This is a genomic window from Shewanella sp. 125m-1 (assembly GCF_052977065.1).
This window is the reverse complement of the sequence record NZ_JBRILT010000007.1, coordinates 67,684-85,627: the sequence shown is the minus strand read 5'-3', so window position 1 is coordinate 85,627 and position 17,944 is coordinate 67,684. Positions and strand designations below refer to the sequence as shown.

At 44.5% G+C, this 17,944-nt stretch carries 15 protein-coding genes; 6 read left to right on the top strand and 9 right to left on the bottom strand.

Going from position 1 to position 17,944, the window contains the following annotated elements; genetic code table 11:
* Positions 1-45: 45 nt before the first annotated feature.
* The 7 genes from ACVBIK_RS05510 to ACVBIK_RS05480 form a co-directional block, all read right to left on the bottom strand.
* A complete protein-coding gene (locus ACVBIK_RS05510) occupies positions 46-891 on the bottom strand; it encodes a PA3715 family protein (protein ID WP_447169255.1) in 846 nt (281 codons plus the stop codon).
* A gap of 73 nt (positions 892-964) precedes the next feature.
* A complete protein-coding gene (locus ACVBIK_RS05505) occupies positions 965-1,993 on the bottom strand; it encodes a PA3715 family protein (protein WP_447169254.1) in 1,029 nt (342 codons plus the stop codon).
* A gap of 30 nt (positions 1,994-2,023) precedes the next feature.
* A complete protein-coding gene (locus ACVBIK_RS05500; protein ID WP_447169253.1) occupies positions 2,024-2,902 on the bottom strand; it encodes a hypothetical protein in 879 nt (292 codons plus the stop codon).
* A 45-nt stretch (positions 2,903-2,947) separates the two neighbouring features.
* Positions 2,948-3,271, bottom strand: coding sequence for a YceK/YidQ family lipoprotein (locus tag ACVBIK_RS05495; RefSeq protein ID WP_447164943.1), 324 nt, complete (start codon positions 3,269-3,271; stop codon positions 2,948-2,950).
* A 114-nt stretch (positions 3,272-3,385) separates the two neighbouring features.
* A complete protein-coding gene (locus tag ACVBIK_RS05490; RefSeq protein ID WP_447169252.1) occupies positions 3,386-5,488 on the bottom strand; it encodes a BRCT domain-containing protein in 2,103 nt (700 codons plus the stop codon).
* A gap of 55 nt (positions 5,489-5,543) precedes the next feature.
* Positions 5,544-6,227, bottom strand: coding sequence for a hypothetical protein (locus ACVBIK_RS05485; RefSeq protein ID WP_447169251.1), 684 nt, complete (start codon positions 6,225-6,227; stop codon positions 5,544-5,546).
* Between the two features lie 561 nt (positions 6,228-6,788).
* Positions 6,789-7,184 (bottom strand): ribosomal maturation YjgA family protein, encoded by a 396-nt coding sequence (locus tag ACVBIK_RS05480; RefSeq protein WP_447169250.1) that lies wholly within the window; start codon positions 7,182-7,184, stop codon positions 6,789-6,791.
* A gap of 255 nt (positions 7,185-7,439) precedes the next feature.
* On the opposite strand from ACVBIK_RS05480, the gene ACVBIK_RS05475 reads away from it, so the two are divergent.
* Complete coding sequence (locus ACVBIK_RS05475) at positions 7,440-8,864, top strand: DUF1176 domain-containing protein (RefSeq protein WP_447169249.1); 1,425 nt, start codon at positions 7,440-7,442, stop codon at positions 8,862-8,864.
* A 230-nt stretch (positions 8,865-9,094) separates the two neighbouring features.
* On the opposite strand, the gene ACVBIK_RS05470 is transcribed toward ACVBIK_RS05475, so the two are convergent.
* Positions 9,095-9,508, bottom strand: a complete 414-nt coding sequence (locus ACVBIK_RS05470) for a methyltransferase family protein (RefSeq protein WP_447169274.1) — start codon at positions 9,506-9,508, stop codon at positions 9,095-9,097.
* A 738-nt stretch (positions 9,509-10,246) separates the two neighbouring features.
* Between ACVBIK_RS05470 and ACVBIK_RS05465 the strand changes: the two genes are divergently transcribed.
* The 5 genes from ACVBIK_RS05465 to ACVBIK_RS05445 all read left to right on the top strand — a co-directional run bounded on the left by ACVBIK_RS05465 (position 10,247) and on the right by ACVBIK_RS05445 (position 17,303).
* Complete coding sequence (locus ACVBIK_RS05465; RefSeq protein ID WP_447160546.1) at positions 10,247-11,173, top strand: DmsE family decaheme c-type cytochrome; 927 nt, start codon at positions 10,247-10,249, stop codon at positions 11,171-11,173.
* Between the two features lie 17 nt (positions 11,174-11,190).
* Positions 11,191-13,227, top strand: a complete 2,037-nt coding sequence (locus tag ACVBIK_RS05460) for an MtrB/PioB family decaheme-associated outer membrane protein (RefSeq protein ID WP_447169248.1) — start codon at positions 11,191-11,193, stop codon at positions 13,225-13,227.
* Between the two features lie 39 nt (positions 13,228-13,266).
* Positions 13,267-15,795: a DMSO/selenate family reductase complex A subunit gene (locus ACVBIK_RS05455; protein WP_447169247.1), complete on the top strand. Its 2,529-nt coding sequence runs from the start codon at positions 13,267-13,269 to the stop codon at positions 15,793-15,795.
* A 14-nt stretch (positions 15,796-15,809) separates the two neighbouring features.
* Entirely contained in the window at positions 15,810-16,475 is a 666-nt protein-coding gene (locus tag ACVBIK_RS05450; RefSeq protein WP_447160543.1) for a DMSO/selenate family reductase complex B subunit, read from the top strand.
* An 87-nt stretch (positions 16,476-16,562) separates the two neighbouring features.
* Positions 16,563-17,303, top strand: coding sequence for a TorD/DmsD family molecular chaperone (locus tag ACVBIK_RS05445; RefSeq protein WP_447169246.1), 741 nt, complete (start codon positions 16,563-16,565; stop codon positions 17,301-17,303).
* Between the two features lie 100 nt (positions 17,304-17,403).
* On the opposite strand, the gene ACVBIK_RS05440 is transcribed toward ACVBIK_RS05445, so the two are convergent.
* Positions 17,404-17,901, bottom strand: a complete 498-nt coding sequence (locus ACVBIK_RS05440) for a hypothetical protein (RefSeq protein ID WP_447160541.1) — start codon at positions 17,899-17,901, stop codon at positions 17,404-17,406.
* Positions 17,902-17,944: the final 43 nt, after the last annotated feature.

The window sequence follows — 17,944 nt, the reverse complement described above, 5'->3', positions numbered from 1 at the left end:
CTTGATTGCTTTAGTTAAAAAAGCGACAAGGCCTCGCGCTGAGGTCTACCAACGCTTCCACCATTGCTCTGTGCTTTGCCAATCTCGCGCGTCGCCAAACTCCGAGTCGATAATGTAGTAGCGCTCACCATCAAATCGTAATCGGGTCATAATGGTGCGGCTCTGTGTTGTATCTGTGGCCTGAGGTAAAGCGCCTGATAGCTTGGTCTTTACAATTAGCTTTAAATCGGCAAAGCCTTTGTTTTGCTTAGGCTCAATATGCAGTGCGCCTTTGCCTGACTCAATGATGAAATTAGTCATATCTTCGGCCTTAGGATCGCCTTGCCACATTTTCCAATAATATAAAGGCAGGTTGTTGACCAATGGAATTAAAAAATGCCCTTGGTGAACAAATAAACTGAGGTAGTCGGCCTCATATTGCGCAGAACCCTCTGGACGCTGCTGCGCCATCATTCGCACGCCTAATGCGCGTGTGTCATTGTTAAGTTTATAGTTGGCGGTATCAATCCACAGTGCAGGCGTGCTTTGCTCTTTCTTGTCGGCACTATGCGTACCATTAGCATTCTCTGTAGCATTGTCTGTTTGGGGATTGGCAACAATCGTTAATCCTGGGCGCTCGCTTAAACTTGCTGTATGACGGGCGATAATCTCATGAGTCTGCGTGTCCATAATCACGGTGCGCAGCGTATAACGCCTTTCGCCAACAAAGCTACCGTCAGTCCATTGTAAATACGCGCCCATGGTAAATTGCTCTTGATGAGGTAGCTGCTTACACACTGCTGCTGTGAGCCCTTGAAAATAACCACTGTCATTTTCCATCGCTTCAAGGGCATCAGTGCTGCACGCTTGCTTGGCGTAGCTTGCTGGCGAGAACGCTAGCGTGCAAGTCAAAAGCGCGCAACTCAAAACTGCTGTGCTAAATAGAGCGGATAATCTGTAGCCGAATGGGGTGAAAGAAGGCTTATTAGTTAGCATTTTGGCTCTCCGCTTGACTGCTGTTTGGATTGGTTTGCGAAGCACTTTCATGGCTGCTCTCGCTCTCATCGTTGCTCTCGCCTAAAAAGTTCACCCCAAGTTGGTTTACTTGGTTTTGGTTTACTTGGTTTTGGTTTATTTGCCAAAACTCGGGGGCGGGTAACTGCTCGGTGATCACCGGATAGCGGCTGCCATTATAGTTAAGCTCAGTGCTAAAACTGATGACTTCGGTTTGGTCATATTCACCGTCAGTGCGGTACTGCTGCCCCTGAGTCACTAACTTCAAATCATGGTAGCCATGGCTGGTGGTTGGTAACAGCTCAACAGTGCCTTGTACGCCATAATGCAGGTAAACTCCGCCATTACTACCGCCTGTATCAGCAGCTTCTATTTCGTAATCTAACGGTAGATGTTTGAGCACCGGGCGCAGCTTGTCGCCCTCTTGTACAAACAGGGTGAGAAAGCGACTAGTTTTAAATGCGCGGTACGCTTGTTCCTGTGGTGAGGTGTCGTAGTTAGCAAGATCGAGGATCAGCCCAAATGCTTGAGTATTGTCGCTCAGAGCGTATTGGCGGCTATCAATACTATTACTGTCAGAGTGACTTTTTATAGTGCTACTTTCTTGGATCACACCCGTATAGCTGGCTTCGACTTTGTTACTGTAGCGATTGACCAATAGTACTCGCCACAGATTACTAAAATAGCCATCTTCATCTGATTGATAGTATTGAAAGTAAGACAGTAATGCTTGCTCTTTGTTATGGGGCAACACCCTGCAGACTGTATTGTCTATCGCTAAACTTAGCCCGTACTTTCTGGTTACTAGGGCGGCATCAAAATCGAGTACGCTGCTTAACTGATTTAAGCTGCAATCTTGCTGTTGATTCTTTTCAGGTTCAAAGTTTTCTTGCTCACCGTTTTCTTGCTCAAGACTGGCCTGAGCATAGCTACTGGCACTAAAGGTCATCATCGGCAGAAATGCTGCAACAATTAACAGTTGTTTCGGGGTTTGCTTCATAAGTACTCTTTAGTTGTGTTAACCATCTTATTAATATGGGTAGGCGCGATAAATAGTGGTTTTATAGCCGCGTACCTGTACGCCATTTCTAAGTGGAATTGAGTACTCAGGTAAAGGGCGTGGACTGTAATCGATATATTGCGGCGTCGCGTAATAGAACACGCCTTGATACTCGGCGGGTAAATCTTGCTGCTGTAGCAAATCATATTGCAGGTTATAACTGCTGATAGGTAATGGCCTACCGTTATTGCTAACCACTTCGCCAAGTTTATCGGCTAGCGCTTTATTGGCTCTTTGTGCGCCAGCATCTTCTACCCAATTAGCGATTAACTGACCAGCTGCATTATGTTTGAGCGGCATTAATATGGTGTCTTTGATAAGTGGAATGCTTGTTACCAACGCCATTTTATTTTGATAAAGCTGTAGCTGCAGGGATTTCTGCTCGGACACTTTATCGATATGCGGCGCATTAATACCATAAACTAAATGATCACAGGCTGTATCGTCATAACCCAAATCGATACATACGGCGCCCCAGTCAGGCATGGTGATCTCGATAAGCGCGGCGCCGAAACCAGCATCATTAGCACCAGAGCTGCCCTCAAAATAACTACCAAGGACCTTGTAATCAACGCTGCGACGACTTTGCAACCAGCGCTGCTTAAAAGACTCACTGCGTTTGCCTTCACAAAGCAGAAGCGGGAAGGGCAGTCGGTTACCTGCACTTGCCGCTTGATACATGGCTTTGCGATCATTGTCATCGAACTGACAGCTGCCTAAGTCGAGCATCAGGGTCTCGATGTCATTGCTACTGCTGTTTGGCATAAGGCTACAACCAGACAGTACACCCGCAGCAATAGTTAATGTTATCGTTCGCAACGGGGTTGGCGTGAGTCTTTTTAGGATCATAATTTATTCTTATTAGTTAGGCTTGGTTATTAAGGGTAACGGTCGTTAACGCCAATCAAGATGGAAGGTACACACACTATTTTTCTGTTTATAATTTTCATTATTATCGAGAGGTAATAAATCTATCGGTAATAATACCGTATCGGCCACCACTGAGCTGCCTAGGTCTACCACAGACAGAGGGATTGAAAGTATGAGTAATGGCGGAGACTCTTTTAACACAAGTAAATTACAATTGAACGTATTAACCAACGCATATTTAGTGCCGGAGTATGGTATCCCCATGGCGCTATTAGATGGAATCTTAGAAACAACCGTTGAGCAACCGCTGATAAATATCGCCAATAAAGTTACAAACATTACTTTCATACAATAACCATAAAATACTTCATTATTCTCGAATTAAAAATGCCAGTATGGTGATCTCATTTAAGGACCACCATATCGGTTTACTGTTGTAATCTAAGTTGCTATTCGTTGCGGTTATGCATCTTCTAAAATTTCACACTCAGGAAAGGCCTCGCGAAAAGCTTGTGGTGCGCGAATAGGCTGATAACCTTGGCTTGTGTCATAGTGGTAGCTAAATATACGTCCAGCGGGTTGGCGAGCGTGGCGCAGATCGAGTAGTTTCAGCTTGGTTAGCTTAAACAGCACTGCCGGAAATTCATCGAAATGGTTATAGGAGAGATCCAAGTCTTCTATTTTACTCAGAGTGGCTAATGTTGCTGGCAGCGAACTTAAATGATTGAAGTGTAAGTTGAGCACAGTGACATCTTCATAGTGCATGATATTGGCAGGTAACTCCCCGAGTAAGCAGTTATGCAGATCCAGCTCTGTAATGCGTGTTTTACTTGGCAGTTTTGTTGGCAATGGCACTGTGACATTATGAAGCACATCACGACATAGATAGATGTGTGGTTTGAGATGACAGTTAACTCGATGCTCGTCATCGCCTTGTGTCAACATACGTTCAAAGCCGCAGCCTTTATGCCAGTTCAGCCGCTCTGCCTCAACCAGAGCTTCAATGGCTTGTTGACGGAGAGCTAACTCTTCTTTTTGACTCAACAGCCACAATAATCCTTCGCCGAAGCGGTTGAAATACCGTAATGAAAATTCGTCACACAAGGTTTTGCCCCAGCGCTTGGTTAGGCCTTTGAGTTTTTTATAGATCGGGCTTTCACCTTGTGGATCGCCATGCTTATCCAATCCGCGCATCTTACCGTCAAACGATACCTTATCTTGCACTGCCAGTTGGAACAGATTGTCGCCGAGACCTGCAAGTAACGTCTGAATTTGCTTGCGTAATGCTTTGTTATCGGTGGTTTTAAGAATTAAAAATAGCGGCAACTGCATCTCAGATGTAATGCCACCTTGCTCTAGCATAGTGACCGCGACTAGATGACTGGTTTCGTCCGGTGAATGTAGCAAATTCAGCACATTGCCCAGCATCGGCGCGGCGCTTGTCTGTTGCAAAAACTTAGGTGCATCGGTGCTGAACCATTGGCTGAGCACCGTATCGTCGATAATCAAGTGTTGCTCAACATCGATGGCGGCGGTCTGCTTAGGGTTACTGCCTAATAGAATATGGGTCACCTTGCTATCGAGCTTTTTACTGAGCATAAAGCCCAGTTCGGTGGATTTTTCTTTGAGTTCTGTCGCCTTAAAACCGCTTTTTCCACAGATAAACAACACGCTATCAGAGCCTAAAGGTCGGCGCTGTGCATCGGTTTGTGCGCGGGTACGTAGCCAAGCTTGTGCCTGCACCTTAACTGGATTGAACTTGGCTTCCATAAAGGTCAGATGGAAGCGAGCATCCAGTTTTTCAGATTGTAGGTTTTTGGGTTTAGGGGCTGCCAACAATAGCAGCCAGTAGCGACGTCGTTGTTCGCCAGTCAGCTCTGCATTTTGCAAAATTCCCAGTAGCTTGTTCAGCTCATCACTGCGTGCGATACGATTATAAACATTAAGTTTTAGATCTATGTGCTGAGGTAAATCGACCAAGCAGGCTAGAGGGGCCAGATAGGCCGCATCTTGAGCTTGTGGGCTAAGTTCGACCTCAAGTTTGCTTAGGGCGGGAGCCTTAAGCAAACACGCGAAGCTTGGAATAGGCAAGTCATAGGGGTGGTCGTAATGATGCAGTTCTAGCTTGACTGTAGACAGAAAAGGCAATTCATTAAGATCGTCAAGGGACGCCGTGCTGGGTCTAACGAGCGTTAATCCACTGATGTTTTTTATCGTTTTTAACCAAGGTGGGAGTGTTTCACCCTCTGAGTTGACTAGGATTAAGTGGCTTAATGTTGCAGCTTTTTCTAAGTGTCCGCTCTTAGGAAATAGGTGCAGACCCAAACCACGCAGGCACTCCAGTTTATCAAAGCAGCTAAATAACGCAGCATCAGGTACTCGGCAGGGAACATTGCCTGAATGAGAAAGCTCCAAGTCAATTAGATTAGGAAACGCACGTGCCAATGCAGACCACTCGGGATGGTTACGAGTCAGTTGATAGTGGAGTTTGGTTACCTTTGGCTTAATAATGCTGTCCAGCGGCAGGTCGTTATCTTTAAGGTACAAGGTGCTGTTGAAGCTCATCTTATTGCTCTTATGTTTAGAGTTAGCCCAACCACTCATGTTGGGCTGATTATTTTTATTGACCTTGAGAAATAAACTTGCGCGCTTGTTCAAGGTTCATGCCTTTATTACCCGTTATGGTTTGTGCTCTTAAGGCGGCTGATTCTGCGATTATCTGTTGTAATAACTCATCTGTGAGCAGAGTGTATTTTTGGTAGGTAAACCCAAATAGCGAGTTATCGCCGTATAGCGCGAGCTTGTCGCCAGCTTGGTAACTATCCCAATCTTGTTTGTTAATGCCACAAATATAATCGTTGCCCCAAAAACGATAACCAGCAAGGTATAATCCCCCATCGCAGGTACGGCTGTAATAGCCAAAACGTTTATCATCAATTGTGGCAATAACAACGGCTTTATCGGCAATAAAACTATGTAGCACTACAGGCAAGCCTTTAGCGAGTGCAAAGTGTAATAAAATGGGAATGCCGATAATGACAGATAAGATAACTTTTATCGGGCAGCGAGGCTGATTATCAAGATTAACTCTTAGCCATGAGTTTTTTTGCTTTAATCCCCAAAACATGGCTATTAACAAAAGCAGCGATAGCGCTGCAGCAAATAAGCTGAGTTGCTCGTACAGCACATCATTAACTAAGGTATCGCTAAACACCGCAACCATCATCAAGGCTAATAACAGCATAAAAAAATACCCCAGCACTTTTTGCGTTCTGGTGGTTTTTGGCGCGAATATATTACTCATGCAGTTCCTTGGCATTCGTTATAGCGGTATGTGCTGAGTGCAGTTTTAGGATAAAAGGTAGGGGTAAATTTGGCTTAATTGGTAAACCAAATAGATTGCTAAAGGTAAGTTTGCCCCAAGACCGTAGCGGATAGTTTTATAATAAATTTTGGAAAAAATCAGGCTGGAAATAACCAACCCAAAGACCCACAGTAGACATTTAAAGATAAATAATAGGCCCGTTCCTACGCCTTCATGGTCGACTCGAACGGCACCAATAAGAAAGTTGGGACCTATAAATTGCAGCAATGGGATAGCCATAACAAACAAATACTTACCGAGCTGAGTTTGCATCAATGTGGAGATAGCGTTTGGCATGTTGTTATTTGACCTAGTAATGGCGGCGTCAATAGACTGTACAGATGAAACATTGCTACTTTGTATGTTTTAAATAATAAATACAGCAGCTTATCGATAGAACGTTTATGATTGCAACTCTATAGAGTGGAAACCGCTAAAGTTGTCAGATGTTTGTGATGTGACTCACAAAGTCTGTTTATGTCGCATTCTCAGGCGTTACTATTATTGATATTCAGACTTGATGGGTATGATGTGATTTTTTATTGCGAGTCCAGTAACAATAGCTAGCCAACCTAAGCTGTAGGCCAAAAAGTCGAGCCAATCGAATGTTGAGCCGATAACGGTTCGAGCAAATGAGTTATTTTGGAGACCAAGTAGGTTAACTAGTTTAAAGTATTGTGCTATTTCAATGCTATAAGCCAATATTAAAACACTTACCGATAGTTTAATTGGCGACAGATTAATAAATGAAGCGAGTAACAAAAACATCCATATAACAACCAGCAGATCACCGATAAAAGGACGAATGAATCCATCGTTAATAAACAAGGCTATAAAGATTAATAGCAGTAATAATAGATTGCTGTAGACAAAGTATTGCGGCTTAAATGTGAGCATGTTGTCTTATGCCTTGTTGTTGGTTGTGTGACTATGTCCTGTTAAAACAGGTAGATATGAAGTTTGAACTCTGGTTTTTACTTGTATTTGGTGCTTATATATTGAGACTCATATATTGAGGCAGGGCGCTGTATAGTTTGAGTACGGCATGATAAACAATCGCGTAAATCAATTCCAGCAGGTTTATTGTCGCGAAATATGCATTTTGCATCGTAGACCATTTTATTTAGTCGTTATTTTGGGATCATTTTTATAATGCAGCGTTATATACAAATTGTCGGAATTTTATCATTGTTAATGTCGGCATCGGCATCGGCATCGGCGGTTGACGGCTTAAGTTTTGGGCATGGTGACTGGCAAGTCGTCTGTGACAATACCCATACTTGTCGTGCGGTTGGCTATCACAATCAAGATACTGGCAATGCCCCGGTTTCGGTCATATTCGAAAGAGAAGCGGGCGCGAATACTCAGATCAAAGCTAAAGTAAAATTTGCTGAAAGCTTAACTGCTATCGATGCGACTCAAGTCCATGATGTAACAATTACACTGAACATTAACGATGTTTACCAGAGCCAGTTAGGGGCAGAAATACCTGCCTATGAAGTGATGGGAGTCGGTTTTAGCGGCGAGCGAGAACTTACAAAAGAGCAAACTAGCCAATTACTTAACGCACTCACCATGAAGGGTAGCGTCTCAATAACATTTACTAGCAGCAGTGGCAAAGAGTGGCATTTATCAACCAGTGGCTCTACTGCTGTGTTGCTTAAAATGGATGATTTCCAAGGTCTAGTCGATACCCCTTACGCCATAGTCAAAAAAGGTCAGCGCACCAGCAATATTGTAGAGCCTAAACAAGCGCCAGTTATCTCTATACCCGCTGGCGACCAAAGGCCACTGACAACGGATAACGATCGCGCTTTAGCCAAGACCCCTGAGTTTATAGCAAGGATGAAGCGTGCTGTTGAAGCATGTGATATTGCCCCTTCAGCAAATGGATACTTAAAGCTTGATGTGGCAAGGCTGACAAAAACTCAACTCGTGGTAACAACGCCTTGTTGGTTTGCAGCCTATAACTATGGTGAAGGTGTGTGGCTTGTAGATGACAACCCTAAAATCGAACCTCTGTTGATTACCGATAGTGCGATAAATTACGCTGACGGCACGATTAACGAATTTATGTTGGGGCGCGGTGTCGGCGACTGCGTTTCGGCAAGGCGCTATATGTGGAATGGTCGTGACTTTATTTTAGCTGACTCCTACTCTACAGGGCCTTGTCGTGAGATTGCCCCTGGTGGCGCTTGGTATCTACCGACAACTGTGAGCACTGTTATTGTGGGCGATGACCCAGCTGCTGGAATAGATTGTCAATCAAAGCATGCTTATAGCACTGAACGGATGGTTAGATGCACACAGCGAATGCTGGCGAGTGTAGAACTGCAGCTCACTGAACTCATCGAAGAAATTAGCAGTCTTCAATATGTAATGAAGGATAATGACTTAAAGGCAGCATTAAGTCAGGCGCAGCACTCTTGGCTAACCTATCGTAACGATGTGTGTAAAGTGACTAGACTGACTCAAGCCGATGGTTCAATGGGTTTACCACTGATGGTTGGCTGCAAGCTTGATCTCACCGAGAAGCGACTGAAACAGCTTCAGTTATTGAAAGCGTCGCTGATTTAGTCATTGTCAGCAAATCCATAATGGTATTCCAGCGGGCTAACGTTACAATAAAAGCCGCCGTTTGCGCCCGAATAACTCGTACTGGTATTGGCTCATGTATTCGCTCATGTATTAGTATTCTTCTGGCTTAAAGTGACGTTGCAGCTTAAACAAGCTTTAACTTTCGAGCCAGCGAACACCGATGAACGTCGTGTTTACATCGAGCCTCTACATAGAGTGCTCTATAGCGACTACAACCAGGGTCTGACTCTGCTTTTATAGTCGATAAATACTTGCCCAAAGAGACTCTTAAGCGCTCTCTCTTCTGGGCGAATTTGAAAGCGCTGCATATAAAGTATATAGCCAATAATACCCACCACACTCCAAATCGATTCTAAGTAACAAGCCCAGGCGCACAGCGCGAATACCATTCCAAGGTACATGGGATTGCGGCTTAGGCGGTACATACCAGATGTCACTAATGCTGATGCAGTTCCCGGTTTTAAGGGATTAACCGTCGTTTTGGCGCGTTTAAAACTAATCACGCCTGCAATTGCCGATAACAGGCCTAGCAGTAACAAGGAGCTGGTGGCAATAAGCTTAATGTTGAACAGCGCAGGATCAGTTGATGGGTTACTAACGCCTACATGTGCAATAGCCCACATAATGAATGCAAAAACGAGTGTGACGATTGGCGGTGGGATCTTGTTTTCCAACTTATTTTTTAACTGATTGTTTAAAAAGTGCAAAGCTTGTCCTGTGAGTCAATCTGAACGTTAACAAAATAATAGGCTAATAACGCTCATCAATAAATAGGTCTTGATAACGCTAATGACGTGTCGCGTAGTTACATTCGGCATCAGTTTAAAATGCCTTATATCCGATAATGAGTAGGTGTTTAGTTTGTTACCTTTGGTTTTTTGAGTGTTAAACCGATGAAATACTGCTGAGTAAGGCTGTTTTTATGTGAGGGTTTGTTGTTTTTTTGCACGACTCGGGTACTTATTATGGGGTATTCCTGCTCGAATACTGGATCGTGACAAAACTCTTCGTGATCTAGCTCTAAAAATTACACTAACCTAAACAGGGGTGTTAACAATGCTTATCAAAATAAATAACGGTCAGTGATGATAACCATTCTCATTTCATTCGTATCTAATTGAATAGTATCTATTTGTTGGTTAATTGGTTTTTGAAGATGTATTTTGATTGCGTTTTTATACTGTGAGCTAGTAGACGATTTTTAAGAAAGTAAGCCTTACGCCTCAAGTAATTAGTAGATATGCACAATCTTGAATTCAGATATCTGTAACTAATAAAATACCCCCTTCGATATACAACCGGCCTGTAAGTTAATGTCTAGCAGAAAAACCATAAAGTCAGTGAATTTTGTGGCCAAATTAATGGCTACAAGTTTACTCACTCTTTTTATCAGCCTTGTTCCTGCCAAAGCGACTCCTTGGGATAAGCTTGATTCAGCACAATTGGAACAAAAGTTAGCAGAGAAATTCAGCGAAGGTAAATATTCTCCCAAAGGGGCGGATTCTTGCCTGATGTGTCACAAAAAGAACACTAAGGTCATGGAGATTTTTGATGGCGTTCATGGTGACATGAGCAATAGCAAATCGCCTATGGCCGGTATCCAGTGTGAAGCCTGTCACGGCCCACTTGGTAAGCATAATCGTGGCGGTAAAGAGCCAATGATTAGTTTCAGCCCAGACAGCAAACTATCAGCAGCAAGTCAAAATAGTGTGTGTGAAGGGTGTCATAACGACCCTAAGTTGATGTCATGGCATAACAGTACTCACAACCTAGAAGAAGTGGCTTGTAGTGACTGTCATGATATTCATGCTGCTAAAGATCCTGCACTTGACCGCCTAACGGTAAATGACACTTGTACCTCATGCCATACCCGCGCTAAAGCTGATATGAACAAGCGCTCATCTCACCCAATGAAGTGGGATCAGATGACCTGTACTGATTGTCACAACCCTCATGGTTCGATGACAGAAAGCGCCCTGATAAAACCAAGCTTAAATGAAACATGTGCAGAATGTCATGCCGATAAGCGTGGTCCATTCTTGTGGGAGCACGCGCCTGTAATGGAAGACTGCTCAAGCTGTCACTCACCGCACGGCAGTGTGAATGACAACTTACTTAAGTCTCGTACTCCTCAGCTGTGTCAGCAATGTCACGCCGATGATGGCCATGCGAGCCGTATGACAAGTCAGGCGGGTCTAGATGCATTCAGTGCTGGTAAGAGTTGTCTTAATTGCCACAGCAAGATCCATGGTTCTAACCATCCTGCTGGCAGCAACTTTGCCCGTTAAGTCTAGGAGTGACTATTATGCGTTCAATTAACCCTTTTTCATTAAACCTGATCACTCTGGCGTTGTTAGGCACATGTAGTGGTGCAATGGCTGCTGACTTTGGCATTCAAAATGCGAATACGGCAAACATCAAAACCAATAGCTATCAGTGCAAACGCTGTGTTGAACCACAAGGTTACACTGGTAGCGTGGGTGTTAGCGTCGGTGTTATCGATGCTGATGATAACCATGTTTTGAATCAGTTTGGTACCGGCACTGATGGTGCTATCGCTGGTGTAAACGGCGATCTTGCCTATCAGCAAGGTGGTTATAAGGCCAAGGTTCAAGCTCATCAACTTGGCATGGATAACGGCTTTGTTAGCATGGAGGCTGCTAATAGCGGTCATTACAAGCTAGATGTGGATTTTCAGACCATTACTACTAACCAAGCGAGCAACGCGGCTACTAATCTTTGGCAAAATGACGGCATGCTGACTCCGAGTGAGCAGACCCGTGTTTTGGATTTAGAGTTACAAAGACAGCGTAGCGGCATTGGTTTCGAATATGACTTCTCAGAAGTCATGGGGCTAGGTCTAAACAGTTACGCACGCTTCGAACGTGAAGATAAAACTGGTCATCGCAGTGCTAGCCTAACGAGTCCACGTCCAACAAACTTTGCTGAAGCTGTCGATGAAACGACAGATAACTTCAGTGCTGGTGTTGTACTTGATGGCGCTAACTGGTTGTCAGAGCTGAGCTACAGCGGCTCACGTTATAACAATCATATGGGTGACTTAAGTCTACCGTATGCCTATGACGTCTACAGCGCCACACCAGACAACCAAGCACATCAGGTATCACTTTCAGGTCAGTACCGTTTAGCGTCTAGCGTGTTCACTGGTCGTGTGGTAACCGGTCGTATGATCCAAGACCAAGACTTAATACAGATGAGTGGCAACCCAATCCAAAACTGGGACGGTCAAGTCGATACTTTGAGTAGTAATTTAGCGGCAAGTACGCGCATCAATAGTCGTTTACGTCTAGGCGCGAGTTACGACTACAGCAAGCGTGATAACGGTTCATCAGTGTTTGACTTTGCTCAGTACGAGTTCAATTCAATGTCTGGTGCGTTTAAACAAAACGTGCCAATGGATATTGAGCGTCAAACCTTCAAAACCAATGCGAGTTACCGTATTGCCAGTGGTTATCGATTACAAGCCGGTTATGACTACAAGCAGGTTGAACGTAGCTATGGCGAACGTGAAGAAACCCGTGATAACGAGTTTTGGAGCAAGTTGAATATTCGCGCTATTGACAAGCTTACGCTTGATTTTGGTGTGAGCTATGGCCAACGCGGCGGTAGTGACTACCAAGCGAACGAGTTAACGAGTGACGAGACTGAATCGTTAATGCGCAAGTACAACCTTGCCGATCGCAAGCGCAGCGAAGTTAATGCCAGAGCAAGCTATGCGCCGCTTGAGTGGTTAACTTTTGATGTTAGCACTTACTACGCCAACGATGACTATGACGCAACAGTAATCGGCCTGACTCAGGCTAAAGATTACGGTTATGACATGAACGTTCATGCGCAGATCTCTCAACCTCTATCTGTGTATGCATTTGCAGGACAGCAGTGGATTGACTCAGATCAAAGCGGCGACCAAGCATCAATTTGGCACACTGAGATAAATGATGAATTCATTAACTTAGGACTAGGTGCCACTTATACCGGATTAATGGATGGCAGATTAATTTTAGGTACAGACTACCTATTTGCTAATTCATCGAGCAATACCGGTGTTAATGGCTACAACACAGATAGCACTAACATCAATAGCTATGGCAGTTATTACTCATATAACCACAGTGTGAACTTATATGGTCAATACCTGATTTCAGAGCAGATGGCAGTCAAGCTGGCTTACCAGTTTGAACGCTATTTTGATACCGACAGTGCTGCGGTCACTCCCTATAGCATTCCAGGTCCAACTCCTGGTTTAGTGACCTTGGGTGACCTGAACCACAATTACAACGCCCATCAACTGATGTTGACCTTCAGCTACAAGCTGAAATAAGTCGAGTCAGTCATTAATAAGTTTGAGGAAAACAAGATTATGGAACGTAGAAGTTTCTTAAAAATGAGTGCTGCGCTGGGCTGCGCTGCAACAGTTACCGGCTGTAATTCTAGCTCTGATGATGCCAACGTGATCCCGCCACAACCACCTGTGACAGATGAAGTGGTTAACTGGTCATCATGCCTAGTTAACTGTGGTTCTAACTGTCCAATTAAGGTCTTTACTAAAGACGGTATCGTGACGCGCGTTGAAACTGACCACGAAGTTGAAGATAAATATGGTCTTCATCAAGTTCGTGCTTGTGCTCGTGGCCGTTCATTACGTCAAAGAAACTACGCTGTTGACCGCCTAAAAACACCGATGAAGCGTGTTGGCGAGCGTGGTAAGGCTGAATTCGTACCTATTAGCTGGGACGAAGCAACTAGCATTATCGCTGAAAAACTGTCAGCAGTTTACGCACAAGAAAACGGCGCTAAGTCAGTATTTCGTAGCTACGGTTCTGGTGCTTACTATGGTTTTGCATCAAATGCCTGTTTTAACCGTCTATTTAACCTCAACGGTGGCTGCCTAAATGCTTACGGTAACTACTCTTGGGCGCAGCAGATGGAAGCGGCGAAGCACACCTTTGGTACCGGTAGTACAAGCGGTTCTTCAACCATCACTATTGAAGACAGTGACTTTTTCCTAGGCGTTGCTTACAACCCAAGCGAAATCCGTCAATCAGGCTCTGGTGAAGGTTACGATTACCTACAAGCACTACAAAAGAACAACGGCCTAGAAGTGGTGATGATCGATCCTCGTTACACTGACTCTATGCTAGGTAAAGAGTCAAGCTGGTTGCCTATTCGTCCAGGTACTGACGCTGCATTCGCTGAAGCCGTTGCTCATGAGATGATCAGCCACGCAAACTTTGCGGGTCAATCTCTCCCGTTTGTACTTGAGCACTCTGTTGGTTTCAACAAGCAGTCAATTGAAGAGCAAAAGCAAATTTTTGCGCAAAGTGGCGACGCCACTAAGCAAGAATACGCTAAGGTGATGAATTCAGGTGAGAACTACCAAGACTATATTTTAGGTAAAGGTATTTACTCAGAGCCTAAAACACCTGAATGGGCTGAAAAAATCTGTGGTATTTCTGCAGAGAAAATCCGCTACATCGCTGGCAAGCTAATGACAGCTAAAGCACCTTACATTGTTGTGGGCGCAGGCGTTAACCGCCAAGCAAACGGCGAGCAAAGCATGCGTTCTCTATACATGCTATCTGTGCTAACCGGTAAGCTAGGTACACGTGGTGCATCAAACGGTGAACTACCATACATGAGCAGTATGTCTCGTGCAGGTATTCCAACGGGCACTAATGAAGTTAAAGAAAGCATCTCTTTCTTCACTTGGTCTGAAGCGATTAACAACGGCGAGACCATGACAGCTCGTAGCCATGGTATCCGTGGTACTGACGGTTTAGATACGCCACTCGGCGCGAACATTAAGTTCATCCTGTCTGCATCAGATAGCTCGTTATTAAACCAGCACGCTGAAATCAACAATACCGCTGATATCTTCCGTAATGCAGAAGATCTATTTATCGTGTCTTGTGATTGCTGGATGACACCGGGCGCTAAGTTCGCTGACATCATCCTACCTGATACAAGCTGGTTAGAATCAAACGACTTAGTTAACGATTCATACGCTTCTGGCTCATTAGGTTACCTAACTGCAATGTCTTCTTCTGTTGAGACAATGTGGGATTGTAAGTCTATGTACGAAGCAGCAGCGATGATCGCAGACAAAATGGGCGTTGGCGCAGGCTTTAGAGCCGGCAAAAACGAAGATGAGTGGTTAGAAGAGCTTTATCAAACGACTAAAGCAAGCAGCACCAACATCGGTGTTTCTCCTGCGTTCCCAGCAACTTACAAAGAAGCACAAAAAATTGGCTTCTTCCGTAAGAACATGAACGACAACCACGTTGCACTGCAAGACTTTATTAAAGACGGCAAAGCGCTTTCAACGCCAAGTGGCAAGATTGAAATCTACTCTGCCGAACTTGCATGGCGCGCAGCTAATTGGGATCAAGAGAACAGTGAGCAAAACCCGACAAACGTTAAGGGCGACACCATCACTGCTATTCCACAGTACACAGTAACGTGGGACGGTTATGAAGATGAAGGCACTAAAGAAGATTACCCAATTCAGCTAGCGGGTTACCACACTAAGGGCCGTACACATTCTAGCTACCATAACGTGCCTTGGTTACGTGAAGCGGTAGAAGACGCTGTTTGGGTTAACCCAATGGATGGCGCTAAGCACGGTTTAAGCTCTGGCGACAAGATTGAGATGTACAACGAGCGTGGTTCAATTGAAGTGACTGTACGTATCACACCACGTGTTGCTCCAGGTGTATTTGCCCTAGGACAAGGTGCTTGGTACAAGCCTGGTAACAAGACTGCAAGCAATGGCAAAGGTCATATCGTTGACGAAGGCGGCGCAATTAACTCGTTAACTCGCTACCAGCCTAGCCCTGTCGCTAAAGGTAACCCACAGCACACTATTCGTGTTGCCATTAAAAAGATTTAAGAGAGTAGTTAATTATGACTGAAGCAACTCAATACGGTTTTTACGTCGACAGCACTAAGTGTACTGGCTGTAAAGCGTGCCATGTATCTTGTAAAGACCGTCAAGGTAACGAGATCCGTAACAATACCAACCCTGAACAAAATGGCGTTCCTGCACTAAATGGTGTGACTTGGCGTCGTGTGTACGAATACGGCGGTGGACAATGGACTGAAGGCCAAAATGGCTGTTTCGAGCAAAGTGTATTTGCTTACTACATGTCGATTGGTTGTAACCACTGTTCTGAGCCAGTGTGTGTTAAAGCGTGCCCAACAGGCGCGATGCATAAACGCCGCGAAGATGGTCTAGTACACGTTGCACAAGACTTATGTATCGGTTGTGAGAGCTGTGCTCGTGCATGTCCATATGATGCGCCACAAATCGACCGTGAACGTAAAGTCATGACCAAGTGTGATGGCTGTTTCGAGCGTATCGCTGAAGGCCGTAAGCCTGTATGTGTTGAGTCTTGCCCGCTACGTGCACTAGACTTTGACACTATGGATAACTTACGCGCTAAGTATGGTAACGGCGATGGCCACATTGCTCCATTACCACCAGAGTCTATTACTTCACCAAACCTGATTATTAAGGCTAACGTGAATGGCGGACAAAGCGGCGATATCCTTAACCCAACTGAAGTATAATTTCAGTTATTTAAGCTATCACGCATTAGTATTTAATGATCACAAGCAGAGCGGGCTGCAAGGCCCGCTTAACTTGTAAGGTAAATTATGTCTTCAAAAACGCAGCCGTTAACACCATCAGCGCTAACTCAATCACCGCTTACTCAATCATGTTTAAGCAACATTGATTTTGTTGAGTATCAAGGTTTAGCGCGAATATTGCATCACAGCCTTATTCGCTACCCAGAAGCCGATTTTATCAATGGCCTAAAAGAGTGCGATGTGGCTGGCAGCTGGCCTGAGTTTAGTCATCGAACAGAGAATCGCGCAGGTCGTGAACTGGTCGATGGTTTTTTACAAGCTTGGTCAACTGATGCTGAAGCGGCTGAATTAGACAAGGCATTAATTACCTTACAACTTGATTATGGTCAGTTATTCTTCGGACCAGGCGAGCCGACAGCTGTGCCGCAAGGCTCAGTTTACCTGAGTGAAGAGCAATTGATTAACGATAGAACCACGGTTGAGCTGATGGATTTTTATCGTGTTAATGGTGTTGAGCTGCAATTAGATGTTAAGCAGCCAATTGATCACATTGGTTTGTTCTTCGCTGTACTTGATCAAACCTTTGGCCGTTTACAGGTTGAAGCCGATAACCAAGCACTAATTCGTTTTACTCAGGTGCTATTACAACAGCACTTATTGCCTTGGGCGTTTCGTTGCTGTGAGCTTGCGAATACTCATGCGAAAACCGATTTCTATCGCGGGCTTGCATTGTTAACCACGGACTTCTTGCTGCAACTACAACAAGATTTTCAAGTATTAGCACTGGATAAGCGACTATTTCGTTAATGCATTGAGTGTGACACTTTAAATAATAAAAGCCCGTAAATTTGATTTACGGGCTTTTTCTTTATAACGCTTTATTGTGGGCGCGACTGGGCATAAAGCCTTAGCGGTAACCGCCCATATTGCGACTCGACTGACGCTTTTCATTACGCACTTTTTCCAGCTGAGAATTAATCGTCTGTAGTAGCTGGCAAAGCTGCTTAGCGTCATCATTCAGTGGTGCATCGAGATCTTGGCTAGCAGGTTCACTGTTAAATAATGACTGACTCCATTGGTAGCCGATAGTTAACACTAAATGTTCCGATTGGCTTAATTCACTTTGCTCAATCTCTTTGACAAATAACAAGCGGCTGGCTGTAAACAAACAGTGCAGAGCAAGCTCATTAGCGAGTGGGCTTTGTTCATTGCTCTCCATTGGAGGCAACCATACTGGTTCGCCTTCGATAAAAACCAATGCTGAAATAGTGTTGGTCACAGTGCTAAGAGAGGTGGCGCCGCCAAATAGCTGCACAACTTTATCTGATTTTTGCAGTGTGAGTGCTAAGCGGTGGGCAAGAATGGATTTGCTCCATTGTTGACCCAAAGAGCGTCTTAACGTCATTTAATCAAAATCTCGTATCAACAGCCTCAAAGTCGAGGCGAAA

What these genes read in the sequence shown, in the direction of transcription:
- ACVBIK_RS05495 (WP_447164943.1), bottom strand. Translation starts at nt 3,271, where the DNA reads ATGAAAGTAATGTTTGTAACTTTATTGGCGATATTTATCAGCGGTTGC.
- ACVBIK_RS05450 (WP_447160543.1), top strand. Translation starts at nt 15,810, where the DNA reads ATGACTGAAGCAACTCAATACGGTTTTTACGTCGACAGCACTAAGTGT.
- ACVBIK_RS05445 (WP_447169246.1), top strand. Translation starts at nt 16,563, where the DNA reads ATGTCTTCAAAAACGCAGCCGTTAACACCATCAGCGCTAACTCAATCA.
- ACVBIK_RS05470 (WP_447169274.1), bottom strand. Translation starts at nt 9,508, where the DNA reads ATGTGGGCTATTGCACATGTAGGCGTTAGTAACCCATCAACTGATCCT.
- ACVBIK_RS05490 (WP_447169252.1), bottom strand. Translation starts at nt 5,488, where the DNA reads ATGAGCTTCAACAGCACCTTGTACCTTAAAGATAACGACCTGCCGCTG.
- ACVBIK_RS05480 (WP_447169250.1), bottom strand. Translation starts at nt 7,184, where the DNA reads ATGCTCACATTTAAGCCGCAATACTTTGTCTACAGCAATCTATTATTA.
- ACVBIK_RS05455 (WP_447169247.1), top strand. Translation starts at nt 13,267, where the DNA reads ATGGAACGTAGAAGTTTCTTAAAAATGAGTGCTGCGCTGGGCTGCGCT.
- ACVBIK_RS05505 (WP_447169254.1), bottom strand. Translation starts at nt 1,993, where the DNA reads ATGAAGCAAACCCCGAAACAACTGTTAATTGTTGCAGCATTTCTGCCG.
- ACVBIK_RS05485 (WP_447169251.1), bottom strand. Translation starts at nt 6,227, where the DNA reads ATGAGTAATATATTCGCGCCAAAAACCACCAGAACGCAAAAAGTGCTG.
- ACVBIK_RS05440 (WP_447160541.1), bottom strand. Translation starts at nt 17,901, where the DNA reads ATGACGTTAAGACGCTCTTTGGGTCAACAATGGAGCAAATCCATTCTT.
- ACVBIK_RS05500 (WP_447169253.1), bottom strand. Translation starts at nt 2,902, where the DNA reads ATGATCCTAAAAAGACTCACGCCAACCCCGTTGCGAACGATAACATTA.
- ACVBIK_RS05475 (WP_447169249.1), top strand. Translation starts at nt 7,440, where the DNA reads ATGCAGCGTTATATACAAATTGTCGGAATTTTATCATTGTTAATGTCG.
- ACVBIK_RS05465 (WP_447160546.1), top strand. Translation starts at nt 10,247, where the DNA reads ATGGCTACAAGTTTACTCACTCTTTTTATCAGCCTTGTTCCTGCCAAA.
- ACVBIK_RS05460 (WP_447169248.1), top strand. Translation starts at nt 11,191, where the DNA reads ATGCGTTCAATTAACCCTTTTTCATTAAACCTGATCACTCTGGCGTTG.